18 protein-coding genes are annotated in these 21,816 nt (G+C 39.6%); 3 read left to right on the top strand and 15 right to left on the bottom strand.

The window, feature by feature from the left end; all coding sequences use genetic code 11:
- Window positions 1-30: 30 nt before the first annotated feature.
- The 14 genes from ruvA to HDE68_RS12100 all read right to left on the bottom strand — a co-directional run bounded on the left by ruvA (window position 31) and on the right by HDE68_RS12100 (window position 14,822).
- The gene (ruvA, locus tag HDE68_RS12035) at window positions 31-618 is read right to left on the bottom strand and encodes a Holliday junction branch migration protein RuvA (protein WP_183882204.1); all 588 of its coding nucleotides are present in this window, start codon (window positions 616-618) and stop codon (window positions 31-33) included.
- Window positions 619-624: 6 nt separating this feature from the next.
- Window positions 625-2,940 carry an NADP-dependent malic enzyme gene (locus HDE68_RS12040; RefSeq protein WP_183882206.1) on the bottom strand — a complete coding sequence of 772 codons (2,316 nt, stop codon included), beginning with the start codon at window positions 2,938-2,940 and terminating at the stop codon, window positions 625-627.
- A gap of 250 nt (window positions 2,941-3,190) precedes the next feature.
- Complete coding sequence (locus HDE68_RS12045; RefSeq protein ID WP_183882208.1) at window positions 3,191-4,519, bottom strand: lytic transglycosylase domain-containing protein; 1,329 nt, start codon at window positions 4,517-4,519, stop codon at window positions 3,191-3,193.
- Between the two features lie 37 nt (window positions 4,520-4,556).
- Window positions 4,557-5,993: an Asp-tRNA(Asn)/Glu-tRNA(Gln) amidotransferase subunit GatA gene (gatA, locus tag HDE68_RS12050; RefSeq protein WP_183882210.1), complete on the bottom strand. Its 1,437-nt coding sequence runs from the start codon at window positions 5,991-5,993 to the stop codon at window positions 4,557-4,559.
- Between the two features lie 38 nt (window positions 5,994-6,031).
- Entirely contained in the window at window positions 6,032-6,232 is a 201-nt protein-coding gene (gene tatA, locus HDE68_RS12055) for a twin-arginine translocase TatA/TatE family subunit (RefSeq protein ID WP_183882213.1), read from the bottom strand.
- Between the two features lie 10 nt (window positions 6,233-6,242).
- Complete coding sequence (locus HDE68_RS26525; protein ID WP_260171755.1) at window positions 6,243-6,689, bottom strand: twin-arginine translocase TatA/TatE family subunit; 447 nt, start codon at window positions 6,687-6,689, stop codon at window positions 6,243-6,245.
- A gap of 145 nt (window positions 6,690-6,834) precedes the next feature.
- Window positions 6,835-8,088 (bottom strand): murein hydrolase activator EnvC family protein, encoded by a 1,254-nt coding sequence (locus HDE68_RS12065; RefSeq protein WP_183882215.1) that lies wholly within the window; start codon window positions 8,086-8,088, stop codon window positions 6,835-6,837.
- A gap of 22 nt (window positions 8,089-8,110) precedes the next feature.
- Complete coding sequence (locus HDE68_RS12070) at window positions 8,111-8,902, bottom strand: DUF4292 domain-containing protein (RefSeq protein WP_183882217.1); 792 nt, start codon at window positions 8,900-8,902, stop codon at window positions 8,111-8,113.
- On the bottom strand, window positions 8,877-10,325 hold the full coding sequence (locus HDE68_RS12075) for a tetratricopeptide repeat protein (protein ID WP_183882219.1): 1,449 nt from the start codon (window positions 10,323-10,325) through the stop codon (window positions 8,877-8,879). Before HDE68_RS12075 ends, HDE68_RS12070 begins: the two co-directional genes overlap by 26 nt.
- A 9-nt stretch (window positions 10,326-10,334) precedes the next feature.
- A complete protein-coding gene (gene dut, locus HDE68_RS12080) occupies window positions 10,335-10,766 on the bottom strand; it encodes a dUTP diphosphatase (RefSeq protein WP_041878104.1) in 432 nt (143 codons plus the stop codon).
- A gap of 93 nt (window positions 10,767-10,859) precedes the next feature.
- Complete coding sequence (locus HDE68_RS12085) at window positions 10,860-12,365, bottom strand: lipopolysaccharide biosynthesis protein (protein WP_183882221.1); 1,506 nt, start codon at window positions 12,363-12,365, stop codon at window positions 10,860-10,862.
- Window positions 12,366-12,395: 30 nt separating this feature from the next.
- On the bottom strand, window positions 12,396-12,668 hold the full coding sequence (locus HDE68_RS12090; protein WP_041878102.1) for an acylphosphatase: 273 nt from the start codon (window positions 12,666-12,668) through the stop codon (window positions 12,396-12,398).
- 8 nt (window positions 12,669-12,676) lie between these two features.
- The gene (locus HDE68_RS12095; RefSeq protein ID WP_183882223.1) at window positions 12,677-13,624 is read right to left on the bottom strand and encodes an NAD(P)H-dependent flavin oxidoreductase; all 948 of its coding nucleotides are present in this window, start codon (window positions 13,622-13,624) and stop codon (window positions 12,677-12,679) included.
- A gap of 22 nt (window positions 13,625-13,646) precedes the next feature.
- Window positions 13,647-14,822, bottom strand: a complete 1,176-nt coding sequence (locus tag HDE68_RS12100; RefSeq protein ID WP_183882225.1) for an amidohydrolase family protein — start codon at window positions 14,820-14,822, stop codon at window positions 13,647-13,649.
- Window positions 14,823-15,711: 889 nt separating this feature from the next.
- Between HDE68_RS12100 and rluF the strand changes: the two genes are divergently transcribed.
- From rluF to HDE68_RS12115, 3 genes are all read left to right on the top strand, one after another.
- A complete protein-coding gene (rluF, locus tag HDE68_RS12105) occupies window positions 15,712-16,779 on the top strand; it encodes a 23S rRNA pseudouridine(2604) synthase RluF (protein WP_183882227.1) in 1,068 nt (355 codons plus the stop codon).
- Between the two features lie 143 nt (window positions 16,780-16,922).
- The gene (rlmN, locus tag HDE68_RS12110; RefSeq protein ID WP_183882229.1) at window positions 16,923-17,972 is read left to right on the top strand and encodes a 23S rRNA (adenine(2503)-C(2))-methyltransferase RlmN; all 1,050 of its coding nucleotides are present in this window, start codon (window positions 16,923-16,925) and stop codon (window positions 17,970-17,972) included.
- Window positions 17,973-18,024: 52 nt separating this feature from the next.
- Entirely contained in the window at window positions 18,025-18,723 is a 699-nt protein-coding gene (locus HDE68_RS12115; RefSeq protein ID WP_183882231.1) for a ComF family protein, read from the top strand.
- A 313-nt stretch (window positions 18,724-19,036) separates the two neighbouring features.
- Here HDE68_RS12115 and HDE68_RS12120 read toward each other — a convergent pair whose 3' ends face one another.
- Entirely contained in the window at window positions 19,037-21,808 is a 2,772-nt protein-coding gene (locus HDE68_RS12120) for a PAS domain S-box protein (RefSeq protein WP_183882233.1), read from the bottom strand.
- Window positions 21,809-21,816 lie beyond the last annotated feature (8 nt).

Here is a 21,816-nt window from a genome sequence, read left to right on the forward strand (position 1 = left end):
GCTAAATATTTGATTATAGGTGTTTTTTTATTATAAATTCTTTAAAGCTATTTTAATCATCTGTTCCACAGTTAAATCCTGTCCACCATTCTTAATTGCATTATCTATTGCTTTCTCGGCAGGTACTTTTGCAAATCCAAGCATAGTTAATGCTGACAATGCCTCTTCTCTGACTGTATGATTTAAAGGTGCAGCGATCAATGATCCTCCTGTCCCCTCTTTTTTCAGCTTATCCTGAAGCTCCAGTACTAATCTCTGCGCTGATTTCACACCGATACCTTTGATACGTTGTATCAAAGGTAAATCAGCATTGACTATAGCAGTTTGAATTTCGGCCGGGGTAATAGAAGAGAGCATCATGCGTCCGGTATTCGGCCCGATACCAGAGACTGATATCAGGTGTAAAAATAACCGGCGTTCTCCTTCATCCATAAAACCATATAAAGTATGGGCATCTTCTTTGACATGCAGCCATACATAGATTTTACAACGCTCGGCATCTCCCAGACTGCTATAGGTGTTCAATGATATATTGATGTGATATCCAATACCACCCGCCTCTACCACAATATATGCAGGACATTTAAAAGTCAGCCTGCCATCAATATAATCGTACATAATATTTTATTCTTTACTCGTTTTTTTTAATAATCCTGTTTTTTTAGGTTTTGCACCTGCTTGTTTTCCCTGTACATCCAGTACAGCAATTGTGACCATGTTTACAATCTCCCGTACCGAACTTCCGAGCTGTACCACATGGACTGGTTTTTTCAGTCCCAATAAAATTGGCCCAACAGCCTCTGCTTCACCCAATTCCTGCAATAGCTTATAAGCAATATTTCCTGATTCTAAATTTGGAAATATCAGCGTATTCGCGGGGCTTTCTGCTAATCTACTAAAAGGAAAGTTATCTTTTAGCAAAGAATTGCTAATTGCAAAATTCGCCTGCATTTCTCCGTCTACTAAAATCTCAGGATGCTTATCATGTAATATTTTAACTGCCTGTCTTACCTTTTGAGGAACGATACCATCGTTTGAACCAAAGTTAGAATAAGAAAGTAAAGCAATTCTTGGTTGTATATTAAATTTAGCTACAGCACGTTCAAGCAATAAAGTCAGATCGACCAGCTCCTGAACCGTTGGATCAACGTTTACCGTCGTATCACCAAAGAAAACAGGCCCTTTTTTGGTCATCATCATGTACATCCCTGCAACTCTGTTAACTCCTGCCTCTGTTCCGATAACCTGCAATGCTGGTTTGATCGTTGAAGCATAATTTCTGGTTAGTCCCGAAATCATTGCATCAGCCTCTCCAAATTCTACCATCGAAGAACCAAAATAATTTCTGTCCCGCATTAATTTGGTCGCATCAAAAAGAGTTACCCCCTTACGCTGTCTTTTCTGAAAAAGTGATTCTGAATATCTGGCCATACGTTCTGGCTCCTGTAGCGGATCGATAATCAATACCCCTTCAAGATCAAGCGCCGTCTCACCAATAATTTTCTGGATTACATCCTTATTTCCTAATAGAATAGGAATAGCGATGTTTTCATCCTTCACAATCTGGGCAGCCTTTAAGATCTTATAATTATCCGCTTCGGCAAAAACAACACGTTTAGGATCTAATTTAGCTTTATTTGTGATAGTACGCATAATGGCATCATCACCGCCAATTCTTTGTTTAAGTTCTTCGGCATAGGCATCCCAGTCGGTAATAATTTTACGCGCGATCCCTGAATCTATCGCTGCTTTAGCAACGGCTATAGACACATTGGTAATCAAACGTGAATCCATTGGTTTTGGAATAATATATTCCTTGCCGAATTTAATATTCCGCTCATTGTAAGCCATGTTAACAGCCTCGGGAACAGATTTTTTTGCTAATTCTGCAATGGCTCTGACCGCAGCAATTTTCATCGGTTCGTTGATACCGGTAGCCCTTACATCCAATGCCCCTCTGAATATATAAGGGAAACCCAGTACATTGTTCACCTGGTTAGGATAATCTGAACGGCCTGTGGCCATAATCAGATCTTTACGTGAACTGATAGCCAGTTCATAAGCAATTTCCGGGTTAGGGTTAGCCATAGCAAACACAATCGGGTTGCGGGCCATAGACTTTAACATTTCTACCGTTACGCAGTCAGCGGACGATAAACCAATAAATACATCCGCATCTTTCAATGCTTCTTCTAATGTAGTAAGGTTTCTTGAGGTTGCGAATTCAGCTTTTGTAGGGTCCAGATTTTCGCGTGTATCACGAATCACACCCGAACGGTCACACATGACCAGGTTTTCTTTTTTCGCCCCTAATGAAATATACAGACGGCTGCAGGAAATCGCTGCTGCACCCGCACCGTTAACCACAATTTTAATTTTGTCTATTTTTTTCTTTTGCAGTTCACAGGCATTCAATAAAGCTGCTGCAGAAATAATTGCGGTACCATGCTGATCATCGTGCATCACCGGAATGTTCATCACTTCTTTAAGGCGGCGTTCTATTTCGAAACATTCTGGCGCCTTAATATCTTCCAGGTTAACCCCGCCAAAAGTTGGTTCCAGCGCCTTTACGATCTTTACAAAATCATCTACATTAGTCGCATCCAGTTCCAGATCAAATACATCAATATCAGCAAATATCTTAAACAATAAACCCTTACCTTCCATTACTGGCTTAGAGGCTTCGGGTCCTATATTACCCAGTCCCAGAACTGCTGTTCCGTTACTGATTACTGCCACCAGGTTACCCTTAGCAGTATATTTATACACATCTTCAGTCTTATCGGCAATTTTTAAACAAGGTTCGGCTACTCCGGGAGAGTAAGCCAGGGCTAAGTCTCTTTGTGAATTGGTCGGCTTGGTTGGAATAACTTCTATCTTGCCCGGCCTGCCCTGCGAATGGTAGTCTAATGCATCTTGCTTCCTGTTAATTTTGCTCATACGTTTGTTTTGGATAAAAGATTCAAAGTTACAATTCTTTTAATACTCCCAACAATAAAACCAAACTGGTTTTCATCAATTTTAACGCAGATTAAAATACCTTGACAAGGCATTACAATATGTTGAAAGATGAGATCAAATGAACCATAATGAAGCTTTTAACTAATCAATATATCCAAACTAATATGGATAAATATTTTAGTAAAAGAACATGTTCAACATAAATGAACAAAAAGAACAGGGATTGTTTTTACAACCGTTCTGATGCTCTCAAGCCGTTTTTTCCTTTGGCCTTATAAGAGATATATTTCTTACCGGATTTGGTTCCGGCGTCTTTTGAAATTCCAGATTTCTGAGAAACAATTAAGCGTTGTCCAGGAACAATATTACTTCCTTTCAGGTTATTCCATACCTTCAGATCCTGAACTTCTACATGGTACTGATCGGCAATTACATTTAAGTTCTGGCCTGCACCAACCTTGTGGTATTTCACTGCATGTCTGCTTTCGGAAACTTCTTTCCGCTTTTTATGCAGTCTTCTGTCATCATTGGATGCAAGGATAACCTCGGTACTGGTTTCTACCACATTGTTATTTAACACCTCATAAATGCCTGCAAAATTCACAAGACTTACTTTGGGTATAATAATTCGTTTCGGCTGATCGGCCGATCCGTTCACGATCTTTTTCTTGTAGGATGGATTTAAGGTATACAGATCACTTTCTTCCATAGCCAGTGCTTGTGCAAGTTCCGGTAAAGAGACAAAGCGGCTTACCTGGATCGTATCCGTTTTAATTGCGAATAATGATTTCTGTGCTTTAATATGATGTTTATCCGGGCAATTCATTACATAAATAGCTGCAATAAAAGCGGGAACATAATTACGCGTTTCCTGTGGTAAAAAAGGTCTGATTGCCCAGAAATCTCTTGAATGTGCTTTAGCAATAGCTCTGTTTACATTCCCTGTTCCACAATTATAGGCCGCAATAGCCAGTAACCAGTCACCTAAATTTTTATAAGCATCTTTGAAATATGCTGCCGCAGCATAACTTGCCTGAATAGGATCTTTACGTTCATCAACGAAATTGTCCATATTTAAACCATAATCTTTAGCAGTAGAAAACATAAACTGCCACAGTCCTGTTGCACCAACTCTGGAAATAGCATGAGAATTCATGGATGATTCTATGATTGGCAAAAACTTAAGTTCGGCAGGAACATTATAAGCTTTCAATGCATTTTCAAAAATCGGAAAATAATATTCAGACAGGCCCAGCATTTTGCCCATCATATCTTTCCGGCTGCTGTAGATATCAATATAACGCTGTACCGATTCATTATAACTCAAAGGGATATCTCTTTGAATAGAATCCAAACGTTTCTTGTACGTGAAATTATAATTATAGAATAAGGGGTTTTCTAAGACTTCGGGAACTGCGGTAGTGTCACCAGAATAAGTTGTCGAAAGAAAGCTGATCGGAGAAATGGAATCCAGCCTGTTGATTTTTTGCTGTGCGCGGCTGTTGAAGGCAGCGATGGTAAAAACACAAAATGAGAGGATAAGTACATTTCTTTTCATAGGCTGTCCTTGCAATGATGCAATTATAATCTTTGGTTTATGGTCCGGGTTGAGCTAATGTATTAAAACTTTTTGAAATAGACAGCAATGCCCCTTCTTCAAAGTGTTTGCCCATTAACTGAAGACTTAACGGTAAACCTAGCTTATTATTGCCCAGGGGGATAGCTATTGCAGGCACCCCTGTTAACGAAGCCAGTACTGTAAAAATATCGGCCATATACATCACCAGCGGATCTTGTATATTTTCGCCAATTTTAAATGGTGGTGTAGGTGCAACCGGGGTAAGGATCACATCAAAATCAGTAAACAATGTTTCGATTTTTTCTCTGATCAAACGCCTTACCTGTTGTGCTTTCTGATAATAAGCATCATAATATCCTGCGCTTAATACAAAAGTCCCTAATAAAATCCTTCTTTTAACCTCTTCTCCAAAACCTTCGGCCCTGGATTTTTTATAGAGCTGGTTCAGGTTCTCTGCCTGCAGATTACGGTGGCCATAATGTACACCATCATATCTGGAAAGGTTAGATGAAGCTTCTGCAGCGGTCAGCACATAATATGCAGGGACAAGATAATCCAGCAAATCAAAAGATACATACTCAACGGTATGCCCCTGTGCTTTAAATTCGTCAATAGCTTTAAGGATCGCTCCTTTAATTTCCGTGTCCAATGCTTCACTTTCCAGCGTTTCTTTCAATACGGCAATCTTCTTTGGTGAAGCGCTGTCCATTTCAGCAAGATAAGAAGGAACAGGTAAACGGGATACCGTACTGTCATCTTCATCAGCCCCTGCCAGCACTTCTAAAAGTAATGCAGCATCACTCACCGAAGAGGTAATCGGGCCAACCTGATCAAAAGAAGAAGCATAGGCAATTACACCATACCTGGAAATACGTCCATAAGTTGGTTTCAAACCAAAACAACCGCAAAAAGCTGCAGGCTGTCTAACCGATCCACCAGTATCAGTACCCAATGCAGCCAAACACATATCGGCTTGTACTGCAACAGCAGAACCACCCGAGGAACCACCGGCTACCCTTTCTGTATCTGCGGCATTTCTAACAGTGCCATAATAAGATGTTTCATTAGAACCGCCCATAGCAAATTCATCACAGTTTGTCCTGCCAATGATAATTGCATCTTCCTGGATTAACCTGGTTACGACAGTAGAGGAATAAGGGGAAATAAACCCTTCCAGCATTTTTGAAGAGGCAGTGGTGATATGGTCTTTATAAAGGATATTATCTTTAATACCAATAACCATACCCGCCAGTTTACCAGCTGTACCGTTTTCTATTTTTTGCTGAACGCTGACTGCTTGCTTTTTGGCAGAATCAACAAACACCTCATTGAATACATTGAGGTGTTTCTGTGTGTCTATTTGCGTAAAATAATAGTCCAGTAAATCAGTAAGACTGAGCTCTTTTTTTGCAATAAGGGCTTGTATCTCTGATAGAGAGTTATACTTCTTCAATTATAAAGGGGATCTAGAGTTCAAAAATTCAAATAAACCTATGATGGTTTATGCGTATTGTTATGATCAAGAGGATCATTATCTGCTCCGTCTTTACCATCTTTGAATTCTTTAACGCCTTTACCCAGTCCACGCATCAGTTCAGGGATTTTTTTACCACCAAAAAGCAGCAAAACAACTACTAAAATAATAATGATCTCTGGCGTACCCAGTGCTGCTAATATTGTTGTGTTTAACATGGTTATTGAGTTAAATTTTGTTTTTTTCTATTTCAGACAGTGTTTCTCCAGCTGGTGTTTCAATATGCGCTGCAGTTGATGTTTCTGTATGTGCTACGGCTGCTGTTTCAGTGTGCGCTACAACCGGTGTTTCTGTATGTACAGCTGTAGGGGCAGAAGGATCAATATGCACTGAAGAATTGGCATCATGAGCTTCTGTACCTGATCTTGGAGTTGCAGGATAAGCGGCATCAGTAGCCTTGATCTCATCGTCAATGTCCATTGCATTAATATTTCGGTGAATTTCTCTCTTCACCCCTTCAGAGGCATCTTTAAAATCTCTGATCCCTTTTCCTAATCCTCTTGCCAGTTCCGGTAATTTTTTACCTCCGAACAACAACAATACCACTGCCAGGATAAGCATGATTTCACTGCCACCCATATTTAAAAATTCTAATACTACTATTCCAGTATTCATATCATTCAATTATTATATATAACAAATATAAACATTTTTCAAACGCACCTCTTGTATTTTATCTCAGTTCTAATTGCTTTCTAATGTCATTAAACTGATACAATTGAATGCGCAATGTCAATATCTTCTTCAAATAAGCATCAATTTATTTCGCAATCCACGCTTCAGGATTCAATTTTGACTGTCCCCTCATAATTTCAAAGTGCAGTACAGCCCCATCAGAAGTCGTTGCAACAGTACCAATACTCTGGCGCGTTTCAACCTTCTCTCCTTTGGATACATTTGATGATTTTAAACCCTGATAGATTGTAAAATAATCACCATGACGTATTGCTACGACATAAATTCCCTGTATCACCCTTACAAATAACACCTCACCACCAAACACGGCACGTACACCTGCCCCATCGCTGGTCATGATATTTATCCCGTCATTACTATAGCTGGCCTGACCTTCTGTATGTCTTCCAAAACCTTCTGTAATAGAGCCTGTAGCTACCGGCCATGGTAAACGTCCTCTGTTAGTTTCAAATCCTGCTGATAACCTTGCTGCCTCTGGTGTTGAAGTCAGGTAGTTACTATTAGTTTTCGCTTTTTCAACAGGGGCTGGTTTACTTTCTGCTCTTGCTTTCGCTGCCGCAGCCCTGGCCTCTTCTTCTGCTTTCTTTCTGGCTAAGGCAATTTCACGGTTAATCGCATTTCTGATTTCGCGGTCAATTGCTGCCTGTTGTCTTTTTCTTGTGGCAATGTCACGGCCAAACTGTTTTTCCTGTTTACTGAATTTATTCAGTACAGAGGCCTGCTCACTCTTATTTTTCGCCAGTTTACTTTGCTCAGTTTCCTGTTCGCGCAATAGACTGCTTTTTGCTTTTAAACTTTTATCAAGCACTACAATTTTATAGTTCAGGTTTTTTTCTGTTCCCTGTATATAATCAGCCTGTTTTTTACGGTACTGACCAAATTGCTGCAAATATTTTATCCTTTTATAAGCCTGGTTAAAGTCACGGGCAGCAAAAATAAACATCATTTTATCGTATGAGTTTTTATTGCGCTGTGCAAACCTGATCATTCCGGCATATTCTTTTTTAAGCTGTGCCAGCTGACCCTGCAATGAATGTACGGTGTTTTTATTCTCATGGATCTCATTGTCCAGATTTTTTATTTCTGAATTGATGACCGTGATCTTGTTCTGCATCAGGCTGATTTTCGTACTTAACGCACGTATCTCACTCAAAGTAAGTTTCTTACCTTGAGCAGCCTTATTCAGGTTTTTCTGTAAAAGTTCAATTTCACGCTGGATAGCTTCCTTTTTTCTCTTTAACTGAGAACTGCTCTGGGCAAAGCCCGTTGACGCAAACGTGATAAACAAAAGAAACAAAAGTAATTTGTGTAGCTTCATTGCATCAAAAGTATAAAAAAAATTAGTTTATTATCTCAAACCTTTTAGGAAGAGTAAACGGAAAATCAAGCTGGACATTGCGTTCTATTTTTGAGAAGTCGAATGACAGATTGGTTTTCTTGGTGCCCGACATAGAATTGATTTTCACCACAGAAGGGAATAAAGCATCTGCTACCTGCTGATAATCGGAGTAAACGACCTGAAGTGATTTCCCGGCTTTTACTTCATTCATATGAAGTTCTGAAGTCTTCATCAGTGTATTAAACAGTACATTGAAAGCAAGCTCTCCCTGAGTGCCTTTTGCTGTAAATATACCTGCATCCCCATCCAGTGTGACCTGATCGTTCGTAAATTCAGCAATTGTATTTCCAGAAAGAATAGATTGCAGCATTTTGAAAGTAACCTGTTTACTGGTAAAGCTGTTCAGATAACTGAATGGCTTTCTCACCCCTACAGACTGCAAGTTGTTCCTTACCAAAACACTGTCCGGGGTAATCAGGGCCCTTGCCACTTCAATCCCTGCAATAGCAGTGATGCTTGCCCAGATTTTCTGATCCTTCTGAATCCTGATCACCATACTTACATTATTGACATTCCCGTTCATGTCCAGGCTGACTTTGCCTTTAAGCGCAAGTGTATTAAAGGGCATATCTTTACTGCGCAACAACGAAAGATTCTCTGCTTTCTTGTTGTTCACTACAGGTGTAACAGCTACATCGGGTGCCTTAACGATATTCTTTTTTGTTTTACAGGCCATTACCGTGCAACTCAGCACAAGAATCAGCAGGCTATTTTGTAAGGTACTTTTTCTCATTTATTTTTCTTTTTAACAAGGAAGAATCATTCCCCGCATCCCACGATTTCTTCCATTGGATCAATGCCTCATCCGGCGTTCCGGTATAAAACAAAATGTCCCCGTAATGTTCCAGATAAACGCTGTTTTCGGCTTCATTGTTTTTTAACGCCTTTTCTATCCACGACTTTGCAAGGTCATATTGTCCCTTTCTAAACAAAATCAGTGCATAAGTATCGGCTATAGAAGCGTTTTGAGGTAAAGCTTTAGCTGCTATAGCAATTAAAGATACGGCTTTATCCAGGTTCTCATTCCTTAATGCCAGGTAGTACGCATAATTGTTCATAATCAGAAAATTCTGCGGGTCCAGCTTTACAGCTTTCTCAAAAGCCATATCTGCAGCAGCAGTTTTGCCCTGATCAATCAATATTTCTGCCTGCAATGCCGAAATCAGTGCCTGCAATTCTTTATTTTCCCCATCCAGCGCCATTGCTGACCTGATATGTTCCAGTGCGTCTTTATTCTGATCTTCACGATGCAGGGCGAAAGCCATATAATAGTATAAAATAGCCTGATTAGGATAGACCGACAAGGCATCCTCGCCGATGGCAATCATCTGTTTATACTGCCCCATCAGGATAGATATATTGAGGACCTTTTCCCAGACACCATAGAGCTGATCGGTCAGTTTTAAGGCTTTTTTATAATAAATGAGTGCACCCGGCAGATTTCCGGTTTCATAAAGCACATCACCATAGAGTGCCAGAAAAAGCGGGTCATCCTGATGTGTAGCTGCAATATTCTCCAATACTTTAGAGGCAGCCAAAAATTTCTTTTGGGAGAGATACAGCGTAGCGGCAGCCATAGCTTCTGTCCCGCTAACTGCAGGGCCATTCTCTTTGGTGACCCCTGTAATTCTCTGACGGGCCCTGTCCAGAGATTCTGACGGGCCAAATTTCTTTTCCAGCAAGGCATAAGCGGCCATTGCTTCTTCTTTTCTGCCGGCTATAGCAATTGCATTGGCACGGTCAAACTGGTAACTCTGCTGGTCTGGAGCCAGGCGGATGAGCTGGTCAAAAACCGGGATCAGACGGTCCATACTCCCGGTACTTTTATAAAGCTCGGCCATGAGTTTCCAGTACCATGGATTATTCTGATCAATGCCAACCGCATTTTTTATAGCGATTTCGGCCTCAGCCATTTTATTTTGCCTGAAATTCAATAAGGCTATTTCATACCATGCCGCAGCATTTCGTACGTCAATAGTGGTGATCTTACTAAAACTCTCATTGCTCCTTACGTAGTTCTCTTTGAGTTTATCGCTCAGACCAGCAAAGAAAAGTTGTTTAATGAGTACACTATCTCTTGCAGAAACCGGTTTCTGCTGACCCGCAGAAGGTAGTGCCAGGACTAGTATACAGCATAAAACAACGATCCTGTTCATTTCTTTTGGTTATTTACCAGTATGTCCGTAACCACCTTCACCACGTGCGGTGTCACTTAATTCTTCTGCACTTTCCCAGGTAATAGTTTCATGTTTTGAAATGACCATTTGTGCGATACGGTCACCATTGTTAACCACAAAATCAGTATCTGAAAGATTAATTAACAATACTTTGATTTCTCCACGGTAATCGGCATCAATAGTTCCCGGAGAATTCACAATGCTGATTCCATGTTTATAAGCCAAACCACTACGCGGGCGGATCTGTGCCTCATATCCTACTGGCAGTTCAATATGCAAACCTGTAGGTACTAAAACACGTTGCATCGGTTTGATGACCAGTTCTTCAGTTACAAAAGCTCTCATGTCCATACCTGCTGCATGAGCTGTTTCATACTGAGGCAATGCCAATCCTGATTTGTTAATAATGTTAATCTTCATCTTGTTCTGTTTATTTATGTATTAAAGCCTTTAAAACCGGCCCGTATTATTTTTTAATGGTCTGTGCAATAAAATTCATTCCCCTTGTCAGGATTATTTTCCTCTTGCCAGAAGTGCCTTTACTTCATCTTTTTCAACATAAGCTATCCCGGCAAAGAAAAGCAGTAGTAATCCATTACCAATATAGATATTCCTGTTAAATACCCAGAAAGACAAAATGACAATAATTACTGAGGTAACCATATAAGCCAGTATCCGGTTGAGCTTATAAGGAATCGGGTAATATTTCTGTCCCAGTATATAAGACATTACCATCATCACAAAATAAGCCAGCATAGAAACCCATGCGGACCCCATATAACTGTATCTTGGAATCAGTATAAAATTAAATACAATGGTGATCACTGCACCGATTACCGAGAGATACAAACCAAACCTGGTCTGATCTGAAAGCCTGTACCAGATCGAAAGGTTCATGTAAATACCCAGGCAGACATAACCAAATAACAGGTAAGGTACTGCCGGCAGCCCCGACCAATACTGTGCGGTATGGGCATGATCCCCTTTAATAAAGTATTTCAGGATTTCAATATTTGCCACTAAAGCGACGAATAATAGCGAAAGTGCAATTACAAAATAATGAAGGATTGTGGCATATGTTTTCCGGGCATTCTCCTGTTTGGCATGGCTAAAAAAGAACGGTTCTGCCCCCAGTCTGAATGCCGTAATAAAGATACTCAGGAAGATTGCAATTTTACATACTGCCCCATAGATCCCTACATCGATATCAGCGACTGCTTCCGGTAATAATTTACTCAGTACAATCTTGTCCAGGTTTTCATTGATAATAAAAGACAGATTCGCTACCAGGATAGGCCAGCTGTAAGAGATCATCTTCAAAAACAGATCTTTATCAAATTTAAATCTGATCTGCATAAACTCAGGCAGCAGCATTACAAAAGTAAGTATGCTGGCCACTAAATTGGAGATAAAAACATAACCTACCCACTGATAGTGGTACCAGCTTGAAAACCATCCTGCCAGCGGCCAGTTATTTTTAATGATTAAGGGAATAACAAAAATAAAGACCAGGTTCAGCCCTACAAAACTCCCTATATTCAGGAATTTGATCACACTGTATTTAAATGCTTTATTGTCTGCACGGATTTTAGCAAATGGGATTACACAGATGGCATCTATGAATAAGATCCCTACAAAATACTTCACATACCGCTGATAATCCAGTACCTGAGCTTGTTCACCATTATTAATCCAGGCGGCAATTGAAGTTGAAAAGACAGAACCTGTAATCAGGAATAGTCCGGCTATAAAAGCGATACAGATAAAAGAGTTGTTGTATACCGCATCCTTTTTATCCTCATATTTATTCAGATACCTGAAATAGGTACTTTCCATTCCAAAAGCAAGCACTGCATTGATCAGTGACGCATAGCTGAAAAGCTTGGTTAAAATACCAAATGTCCCGGGCAAATAAGCCTTAACATAAATAGGGGTTAATATAAAATTGAGTAGTCTGGACAGAATGGTACTCACACCATATACTGCAGTCTGACCTAAAAACTTTTTTAAAACTGACACTTGATAGGATTAAACGGATAATAAAGCACCTTATTTCTTAATAATTTCAAAATTACGATAGTTTTTAAGCTCGCCAGGTGTGATCTCCACCTTTTCTATCTTCGCACGGTCTGGCCCTTCGTTACACCATTCTTCAAAAATATCCAGCAGGGTATCATCACCTTCGGCCTCGATATACAAGCTGCCATCCTTTTCATTTTTGATAATTCCGCGTACCCCCATCTGGTCGGCTACGACCTTTGTGGTATACCTGAACCCCACTCCCTGCACTTTTCCTGTAATTCTTATAATGATTTGTTTCATTTCTATAGCTAATAATTAAACTGACTCACTCTATTTTTCTCTGTTAAAAACCCCTGCCATATTTCATCTAAAATAGCCGCAGCGGGCTTAACTTCCTTTAGCAAGGCAGAAACCTGTCCGATTTCCAATTCGCCTTCTTCTAAATTTCCTTCAAACATACCTAATTTTGCTTTTGCACGGCCTAACAACCCCTTTAATGTTTCTGCATCTGCCCCTTCGGCCTCTGCTGCTGCGATCAGACCTTCAAAAGAATTCTTCAATAACCTTACAGGAAACAATTTCTGCATCCTCAGTTTAGTATCCCCTTCGGCCGCACCGATAACCCGCTGTTTAAATGCAGGATGTGCAGAAGATTCTTCCGCTACTGCAAAAGCAGAACCTACCTGTACGCCATCTGCCCCTAAGGCCATTGCCGCCAGCATACTCCGGCCCGAGGAAATCCCCCCGGCTGCAATAACCGGAATCTTCACTGCATCGGCAACCATGGGGATCAGGCACATCGTTGTGGTTTCCTCCCGCCCATTATGGCCGCCGGCTTCAAATCCTTCCGCAACAATAGCATCTACCCCGCTTGCTTCAGCTTTCAAGGCAAATTTAGTATTAGACACCACGTGTACCACAGTCATATGCTGAGCTTTCAGAAAACCTGTCCACAGGGCTGGATTTCCTGCCGATGTAAATACAATTTTCACTCCTTCGGCAACCAGTAACTGCATTATCTCCTCTATATTAGGATAAAGAAAAGGCACATTCACTGCAAAAGGCTTGTCTGTGGCCAGTTTAATCTTCCGGATATGTTCACGTAAAACTTCCGGATACATTGAACCAGCCCCAATAATCCCCAAACCGCCTGCATTTGATACTGCTGCAGCCAGTTTCCAGCCACTACACCAGATCATTCCCGCCTGAATAATCGGATATTGAATCTTAAATAATGAGGTAATACGATTTGACATATCTATAATTTATGTTATTCTTTTATATGATCCTTTGAATACGGGTATAGGGCTTAATCAGACCATCCTCTAAATGTTCAATGAAATTCACCCCAGGTTTTTTCCCTTTTTCAAAACTCCCAAACTGAGTGTCTATCCCCAGAAAAAGCGCTCCGTTTAGCGTGGCCCAGCGCAGCAAAGTATCAAAAGAAATTTGTTGATATTCCTGTAAAGTCTTCATTTCGGCCAGGATACTCAGTTGATGATTACTTGCTAAACTATCTGTTCCCAGTGTAATCGTAGCTCCAGATTCCATCAATAAAGCGACATCGGGTAATTTATTTTCAATATACAAATTCGCATTCGGGCATAAACACCAGTAAAGTTTTGGGTGCTGACCTTTTGCAAATTCAATATCCTGCTTACTGGTAAAAGTATTATGCACTAATAACGTTTTGGCGGCCGCCGATAAAAGAGGCAGATAACATTGCAAAGAAGTTTTTCCTTTCGCCTGAAAAAAATCAATATCCAGGCCAAGGAACTTATATAAATTAAGAAAATGCCCCTCTTTTTTTTCAAAGAACCTATTCTCATCCGCCGTTTCCTGATTATGTATAGAAACCGATTCAGTTTCAGCTCCCGACACCTTCTCAATCTCTACAAAAAGCTCTTCTGAAACAGAATAAGGGGCATGTGGAACAATCGTAGCTTTTAAAGGCAAAAACTCATCCCGCATTTCCACTGCCTTTTGAATAATCTCCTGTGCACGCCCTGGATTAAAGCCCATAGCCTCCACAAAAGTATGGTAGTAAACTTTACTCTTGACTTTGACTCCTTTTGAATAAATCTGATTGGAGATATCGCCCGTGGCAACAATACCATTGGCATACATTTCTGCATCCGCTATGCGCATAGCCTCCTCTATTTCAAGTTCAGAGGCTTGTCTTTGCTGAATAACCTGCTGCACAAAACCCGGCAACCCTGTATGTTCCCCTATTTTCCCAAAAAGGTGTGATAGCTCTAAGTGACAATGTGTATTGACGAGTCCCGGTACCAGTACCCCGTCATAATATTGTATATCCTTTATCCCTAGTGCTTTCCCTTGTTCAGCAGTCATTACTGCGGTAATTGTACCGTCATCACTGACTGCAATTATTCCATGCTGTAAAGGTGCATCACTAACCGGGTATATCCATTTTGCCGACAAATAAGAACTCATGTTTACAAATTACGGTTATTCCGTTCAAAGCCTAAAAAAAACAACAGACAATTTACCGCTAAATAGAAAATCGTGCAGAAAAGAACCTGAGACTTAATCAAACCTTGTTGAATCAATGGAGGGACCTGTTACAAAAGATACACGCCCTATAATCTGACTATATTCCAGCTATGTTTGATACAGGGTTTAAGCGGGGTTGAAACGGGTCAAGGCGTATCAACCCCGTATCAATGATAGCCCGTATATAGAATAAGTATAGTTTCTGGATTTTGTTGTATTGTACAGTCCTATACCGTGTCTTATACGGATTTCACCTGACCTATTAGGTAATGCTGTTTTACTTTACCTTATAAGATTTTCCTGAAATCACTTTACGTTTTAATAAATTGTCCTGAATTGGCTTGACATCTGTTGAGAGATGCCTATACTGAGGTTCCTGCGTCTGAAAACTAAGATTAGTTCTCAAATTGTCGTCTTGTCTTATACCGGAATTCCCCGATATCATGTTCATTATTCAGCAATCCTCAAATAGCAATCCCTGAAAAACTATCTGCAAACAGCAATCCTTAAACAGTAATCCCTGAAAAACTATCTGCAAACAGCATCCTCAAATAGTAATCCTTAAAAAAAACCTTTCCCCCACAAATGAGGTCTGATCTTATCTTCTTATGTCCCAAGTAGTCAACCTTCCTTCCCCTCATGCTGTTATCCACATTACAAGTCTATGGAAAGCGGTTAAAAAAACAGCTGCTGATTTCGAAGCCTATTTCCTTCTTAGAAGGAAATCCAGCGAGAAACAGCAGCTGTTTTTTTAACAATTGTACTATAAACTTTAATTTTGATAGCATATGTGGGTAGAAATTGATTACTTTGTAAAAAGAAATAAACTATGTCCGATTCTACTACCCGATTAAATAAATACATTAGTGAAAGCGGCATGTGCTCGCGCAGAGCAGCAGACAGATACATTGAACAGGGAAATGTGTTTATTAATGGCAAAAAAGCCAAAGTTGGTGACCAGGTTTACTTCGGTGATCTGATTACAGTAAACGGACAAACAATTGAGCCTAAACAAGTAGACAATTCAATTTTACTTGCATTTAATAAACCTGTTGGTGTCACCAGTACTACTGAGGCTGGCGTAAAAAGCAACATTGTTGACTATGTAAACCACAGTGAAAGAGTTTTCCCGATTGGAAGATTAGACAAAGATTCACAGGGGTTAATCTTCATGACTAACAATGGTGACCTTGTCAATAAAATCCTTCGTGCCGGGAACAACCACGAAAAAGAATACCTGGTTACAGTTAATAAACCACTTACTGATCAGTTTATTACTAACATGGCAAAGGGAGTACCTGTTTTAGGGGTAATGACCAAGAAATGTAAAGTAACTAAAGAAAGCCCTTTCATCTTCAAAATCACATTGATCCAGGGCTTAAACAGACAAATCAGAAGGATGTGTGAGCATTTCGGTTTTGAAGTAACCAAACTGGAACGTATTCGCATTATGAATATCAACCTTAAAGGCCTTCCTATTGGTGAATGGAGAGAATTTACTCCCGAAGAGCTGACTGAAATCCATAACATGATTGCAAAATCAAGTTCTGTAGAACATGCTGCCGCAAAAAGGGTTGCTAAAAAAACCAAATCAGCTACTGCTGAAGAAGAAGTTAATGTAACTCCGGCAAAAGCATTCAGAGCAAGACCAGCAGGCCCATCTAAAGGGAAACCAAGAACAGCGTCTCCAAGAGGAGAAAGAGCTGAACGTGGTGAAAGATCTGAAAAACCAGCAAGGTCATCCAAAGCAAAACCAGCATCTGGTTCTTCTTCATTTAAAGCACCTGCTGCTACAAATGACTGGAATAAAAGCAATGGCCCAAGCAGAAGATCTGTTAAACCAACCAAAGGAAGATCAGGTACTGCACCTGCAAAAACAAGAAGTCCGAAAAGATAATATCAAGAATATCAATTCATTCCTGCATGACCTTAGCTGTTAAAATCAGTCACAAGGTCATGCAAATTTCATAACTTATTAAAAACAAGTAAGTTCCAATGAAAAATTGGGTGGCTTATTATTTTTAGGTAACTTTGCATCAAATGCTAGTAACAACTAAAACTGATATCCGTTCTCTGAGCTTAATCCAGCTCCAGCAGCACTTTACTGAAATGAAAGAACCCGCTTACCGGGCCAAACAGGTTTACCAATGGCTTTGGGAAAAATCTGCGCGTTCTTTTGAAGAGATGAGTAATCTGTCTAAAGACTTGAGAAAGAAATTAGATGAGAACTATACGATCAATGCAGTTGAAGTAAACAACACGCAGTTTAGTAATGACCAAACGATTAAAAACACATTCCGTTTATATGATGGAAACATTGTTGAAGGTGTTTTAATTCCGATGGAAGAACGAATGACTGCCTGTGTAAGTTCACAGGTTGGCTGTAGTTTAAGCTGTAAGTTCTGTGCAACAGGTTATATGGATAGAAAACGCAATCTTAATGCAGATGAAATCTATGACCAGGTTGTGCTGATTGATCAGCAGGCAAAAAAGAATTACAATGCACCATTGACCAATATCGTTTATATGGGTATGGGTGAACCTTTGCTGAATTATGCCAATGTCATGAAATCGATAGAGCGGATTACTGCTCCGGATGGTTTAAATATGTCCTACAAAAGAATTACTGTTTCTACTGCCGGTATTGCCAAAATGATCAGGAAACTGGGCGATGATGGTGCTAAATTCAATCTTGCGCTTTCTCTGCATGCTGCGGATGACAAGAAAAGAAATGAGATTATGCCTATCAATGAGCAGAATACCTTAAAAGTTCTGGCAGATGCATTAAAATACTATTTCGCAAAAACAAAAAATCCGGTTACTTACGAATATATTGTATTCAATGATTTCAATGATGAAATTCAGGATGCAATAGATTTGGCAAAGTTCTGTAAACATGTACCTTGTAAAGTTAACCTGATTGAATATAACCCAATTCAGTTTGCAGATTACATCAATGCTGAGGGAGATAAAATTGATGCTTTCTCTAATTATTTGAAGAGCCAGGGAGTGAATACAAATATCAGACGCAGTCGTGGTAAAGATATTGATGCTGCCTGCGGACAACTCGCTGTAAAAGACCAGGCATAAAACCTGTTTAAATTTCAACCATTTTCTGACTGATCAGGGTTACATTGCAAAAATGTCCCTGATTAAACAACTTACTGCCGACTTTTTTCATCTGCTGTTTCCAGAGTGCTGTAATGCATGCGGAACCAGGCTATTTTATGGGGAGAAATGTATCTGCATCCGATGTCTGTATGACCTCCCCTATACTGATTTCCATCTTTATCCAGATCATCCGGCTGCCAAACTATTTTGGGGCAGATTGCCATGCCAGGAAGTAATGGCTTTATTGTACTTTAAAAAAGGTACAAAAGCTCAGAATTTAATTCATCAGCTCAAATACAAGGGGCAGATTGATGTTGGGTTTATGCTGGGCCTTATGATTGGTGAGAAACTATTATCAAACCCATCTTATCAAAAAGCGGACCTTATCATTCCGGTTCCCCTGCACCGGAAAAAAGAAAATAGCAGGGGTTATAATCAAAGTAAATCTATTGCAGATGGCATAGCTAAAATTTTGCAGCTTCCTGTCGTTACAGGCTTGCTTATCCGGCAAACCGATACGTTTACGCAAACTAAGAAAAGCAGGTATAGCCGTTTTGAGAATATGCAGTCTGTATTTAAGCTGAGTAAGTCACATATTTTGAAAAACCAGCATGTCCTATTAATTGATGATGTGATTACAACTGGCGCCACCCTTGAAGCCTGCGGGAAGATATTGCTGGATAGCGGATTAAACAAGCTATCTATTGCAGCAGCAGCTTATGCAGAATAATAAATGATAATTTATATGTTATTAAAAAATATTTAAGAAAAATAATCAGGCCACATAACATTTCCATATTATGCTCGTTTATATATTCGAGAGCGTTAATTTAGATGGTAAGGGTCGATATTTTCTTCATAGAAATATCGGCCCTTTATCTTTTGATAACAAATCTGCTTATTTTATAAAAAAAAACATTTTATCTAAAACAATATCCGCAGTCAATCGTTTATATACCGAGAGCGTTAATTTAGGGGTCGGAATTTCTTAACAGAATTCCGGCTCTTCTTTTTTACAGCCTTTTTTTCAGGACGATTTTCTACTATTTTTCTTTGGAAAGAAATCCAGAAAGTAATCTTTTGATCTCTTCAGGATTAAAAGGTTTCAACACATGACCATTCATGCCGCATTCTTTGAATTTATAATGATCATTTTTTAATGTAGAAGCAGTCAATGCAATAATAGGTACATTTTTATAATAAGCTCCGCTGATATCCCGGATAATGCCAGTGGTTTCAAAACCATCTATTCCAGCCATTTTAATATCCATAAAAATCAGATCATAACTTTCTGTCATAATCTTCTCTATGGCTTCATATCCGTTAACAGCAGATTCGATTTCCAGCCCCCATTTACTTAAAATACGTTTTGCGATAAGAATATTAATCTCATTATCATCCACAACCAGTATTTTCTTTCCTACAAAAACACTCATCTCTGTATTATTGCCGGGAGAAGCGGACAACTCCGCTGTTTTGCTAAATGCAATTTCAAAAGAAAAAGTTGTTCCTTCACCTTCTGTACTATCAACGATAATATCAGAATTAAACATCTGCAGTAGTTTCTTTGTAATAGCAAGCCCTAAACCTGTCCCTCCATATTTTCTGGAAATATCAGTTTTAGCCTGGGTAAAGGTTTCGAAAATATAGTTTTGCTTATCTTTAGGTATTCCTATTCCATTGTCTACAATTTCAAACCGGATGATGGAATGCTCTTCAGTTTCCCCGTTAAGGGTAAGCTTCAATTGTACCTGACCGTTTTCTGTGAATTTTATGGCATTACCCAAAAAGTTCATCAGGACCTGATATAACCTGTTTTTATCCCCGGAAATCATTGTAGGTATAAGCGGGTCAAAGACAAGATTTAATTGATTGCCCTTTTTTTTGACATTGACCTGCAAAGAGTTAATGATATCATTTGCCAGCGTTTTCAGATTGAAAGGAAAAACTTCCAGCTCCATTTTACCGGTTTCCATTTTAGTGAAATCCAGGATGTCATTGATAATATGTAACAAATTCTCTCCGGAAAATTTCAGGATATTCAGGTCATCTATCTGTGAGATTTTAGGGTCATTATCCAATAATAGGTGCGTCATACCAATCACTGCATTTAAAGGGGTACGGATTTCATGACTCATCACAGAGAGAAACATTTCCTTAGCCTCACTCAGCTTCAGGGCTTGTTCTTTAGCCTCAATCATTTCCTTTTCTACCTGTTTACGCTGTGTAATATCAGATATAAGGTCTATCTGCCTTTCAACTTTACCTTTACTATTGATAATCGGGGTATTGGATACAGATAACCAGACGGTAGATCCATCTTTCTTTTCGGCCAGGACCTCTATGGTATAGGATTGATTGTTTTTACTTTTATCTCTTGAAGTAGAAATAAGTTCCTGATCATAAAAATTAGGAGAAAGTATATTTCCCAGATGATGTCCGTAAAGCTCTTCTTTTCTATAACCGGTTAATTTTTCAAGTGATTGATTTACCCAGGTTGTAATCCCTTCATTATCCTGGATATTTACACCGGTATTTGTCTTGCTTGCCACCATAGATAATACCTGCAATTCTTCTTCTGCACGCTTTTTATCAGTGATATCAATAATAATTTCGACTTCAAGATCCACATTACCACGCTCATCGAGTACGACAGTATTATAAACTGAGATCCATATTTCTTTTTTATCTTTTCGATAAGCCAGCATATCAATGGTGAAAGACTGACGCTGCTTAGTTAACCTTCTGACTTCATCGATCAGTTCCAGATCGGTATTCGGGCCAATAATCATGTCTCCGAGCCGCTTTCCACGAACGTCTTCCAGACTAAAACCGGTAATCTTTTCAAAGGCAGCATTTACCCAGGTTACGTGATTATCTGCATCGTTAATCACCACTGCATTATTTACTTTGCTCGCTACAAAGGATAATTTCATCAGGTCACTTTCAACCTTTTTATTCGCTGTAATGTCTCTGCCATAAGTATACCAGCGGCGATTTTTAGAAACCAGTGACCAGCTTATCCAGCGGACAACCTCATCACGGCCAATTACCCGGAAATCAATATGAAGTTCTTTATCTTTGTTTTGAAGACCTTGCTCTATGCTCTTTAAAACTCCCGGGATATCTTCCGGATAACAGACATCCAAAAGCCCCAGTTCCATTGCTTCCGGCACAGTATAACCCAGTAAACGGGTTACCGCCTCATTCACAAATAATACTTTTCCCCTATGGTCAAGAATACAATGGATTTCGGGAGATACGCCTGTAATATCAAGAAGTTCCTGACAGCGTGAAACACTGGAACGGATCTGCTCATCTTTTCTTCTGAGTAACAGATGGACAACAACTTCTCCGGCAATACTTTTCAGAATATCTTTCTGACTATCATTTAATTCGCGGGGAAACAGATCAAATAAACAGATGGTACCCAGCGCATAACCATGATCATCAATCAGCGGTGCACCGGCATAATATCTGATATGAGGTGCTGAACTGACCGAAGGATGATTAACGAAACGATAATCCAGTAAAGCATCCCGGACTTCGAATACGGTATCGCCCTGAATCGTATATTCACAAAAAGATTGTTCACGTGAAAGCTCCTTCACATCGGCCCCGATGGAGGATTTAACCCATTGCCTGTCTTTATCTAAAAAAGTAATCAGGACAATGGGTATATTAAATACTTGTGCTGCTAACCTCGCAAGGTTATCAAAGCTTTTTTCTACAGGAGTATCAAGTATATCATACGTGTATAAAGCACATAATCTTTCCTTTTCACTAGGTGATAATACTCCTGTATTTATTGGCATAATTGATT

The organism is Pedobacter cryoconitis (assembly GCF_014200605.1).
Taxonomy (GTDB): Bacteria; Bacteroidota; Bacteroidia; order Sphingobacteriales; family Sphingobacteriaceae; genus Pedobacter; species Pedobacter cryoconitis_B.

Coding starts and splice junctions, on each gene's coding strand:
- ruvA (WP_183882204.1), bottom strand. CDS start 618: ATGTACGATTATATTGATGGCAGGCTGACTTTTAAATGTCCTGCATAT.
- HDE68_RS12040 (WP_183882206.1), bottom strand. CDS start 2,940: ATGAGCAAAATTAACAGGAAGCAAGATGCATTAGACTACCATTCGCAG.
- HDE68_RS12045 (WP_183882208.1), bottom strand. CDS start 4,519: ATGAAAAGAAATGTACTTATCCTCTCATTTTGTGTTTTTACCATCGCT.
- tatA (WP_183882213.1), bottom strand. CDS start 6,232: ATGTTAAACACAACAATATTAGCAGCACTGGGTACGCCAGAGATCATT.
- HDE68_RS26525 (WP_260171755.1), bottom strand. CDS start 6,689: ATGAATACTGGAATAGTAGTATTAGAATTTTTAAATATGGGTGGCAGT.
- HDE68_RS12065 (WP_183882215.1), bottom strand. CDS start 8,088: ATGAAGCTACACAAATTACTTTTGTTTCTTTTGTTTATCACGTTTGCG.
- HDE68_RS12070 (WP_183882217.1), bottom strand. CDS start 8,902: ATGAGAAAAAGTACCTTACAAAATAGCCTGCTGATTCTTGTGCTGAGT.
- HDE68_RS12075 (WP_183882219.1), bottom strand. CDS start 10,325: ATGAACAGGATCGTTGTTTTATGCTGTATACTAGTCCTGGCACTACCT.
- dut (WP_041878104.1), bottom strand. CDS start 10,766: ATGAAGATTAACATTATTAACAAATCAGGATTGGCATTGCCTCAGTAT.
- HDE68_RS12090 (WP_041878102.1), bottom strand. CDS start 12,668: ATGAAACAAATCATTATAAGAATTACAGGAAAAGTGCAGGGAGTGGGG.
- HDE68_RS12095 (WP_183882223.1), bottom strand. CDS start 13,624: ATGTCAAATCGTATTACCTCATTATTTAAGATTCAATATCCGATTATT.
- HDE68_RS12100 (WP_183882225.1), bottom strand. CDS start 14,822: ATGAGTTCTTATTTGTCGGCAAAATGGATATACCCGGTTAGTGATGCA.
- rluF (WP_183882227.1), top strand. CDS start 15,712: ATGTCCGATTCTACTACCCGATTAAATAAATACATTAGTGAAAGCGGC.
- rlmN (WP_183882229.1), top strand. CDS start 16,923: ATGCTAGTAACAACTAAAACTGATATCCGTTCTCTGAGCTTAATCCAG.
- HDE68_RS12115 (WP_183882231.1), top strand. CDS start 18,025: ATGTCCCTGATTAAACAACTTACTGCCGACTTTTTTCATCTGCTGTTT.
- HDE68_RS12120 (WP_183882233.1), bottom strand. CDS start 21,808: ATGCCAATAAATACAGGAGTATTATCACCTAGTGAAAAGGAAAGATTA.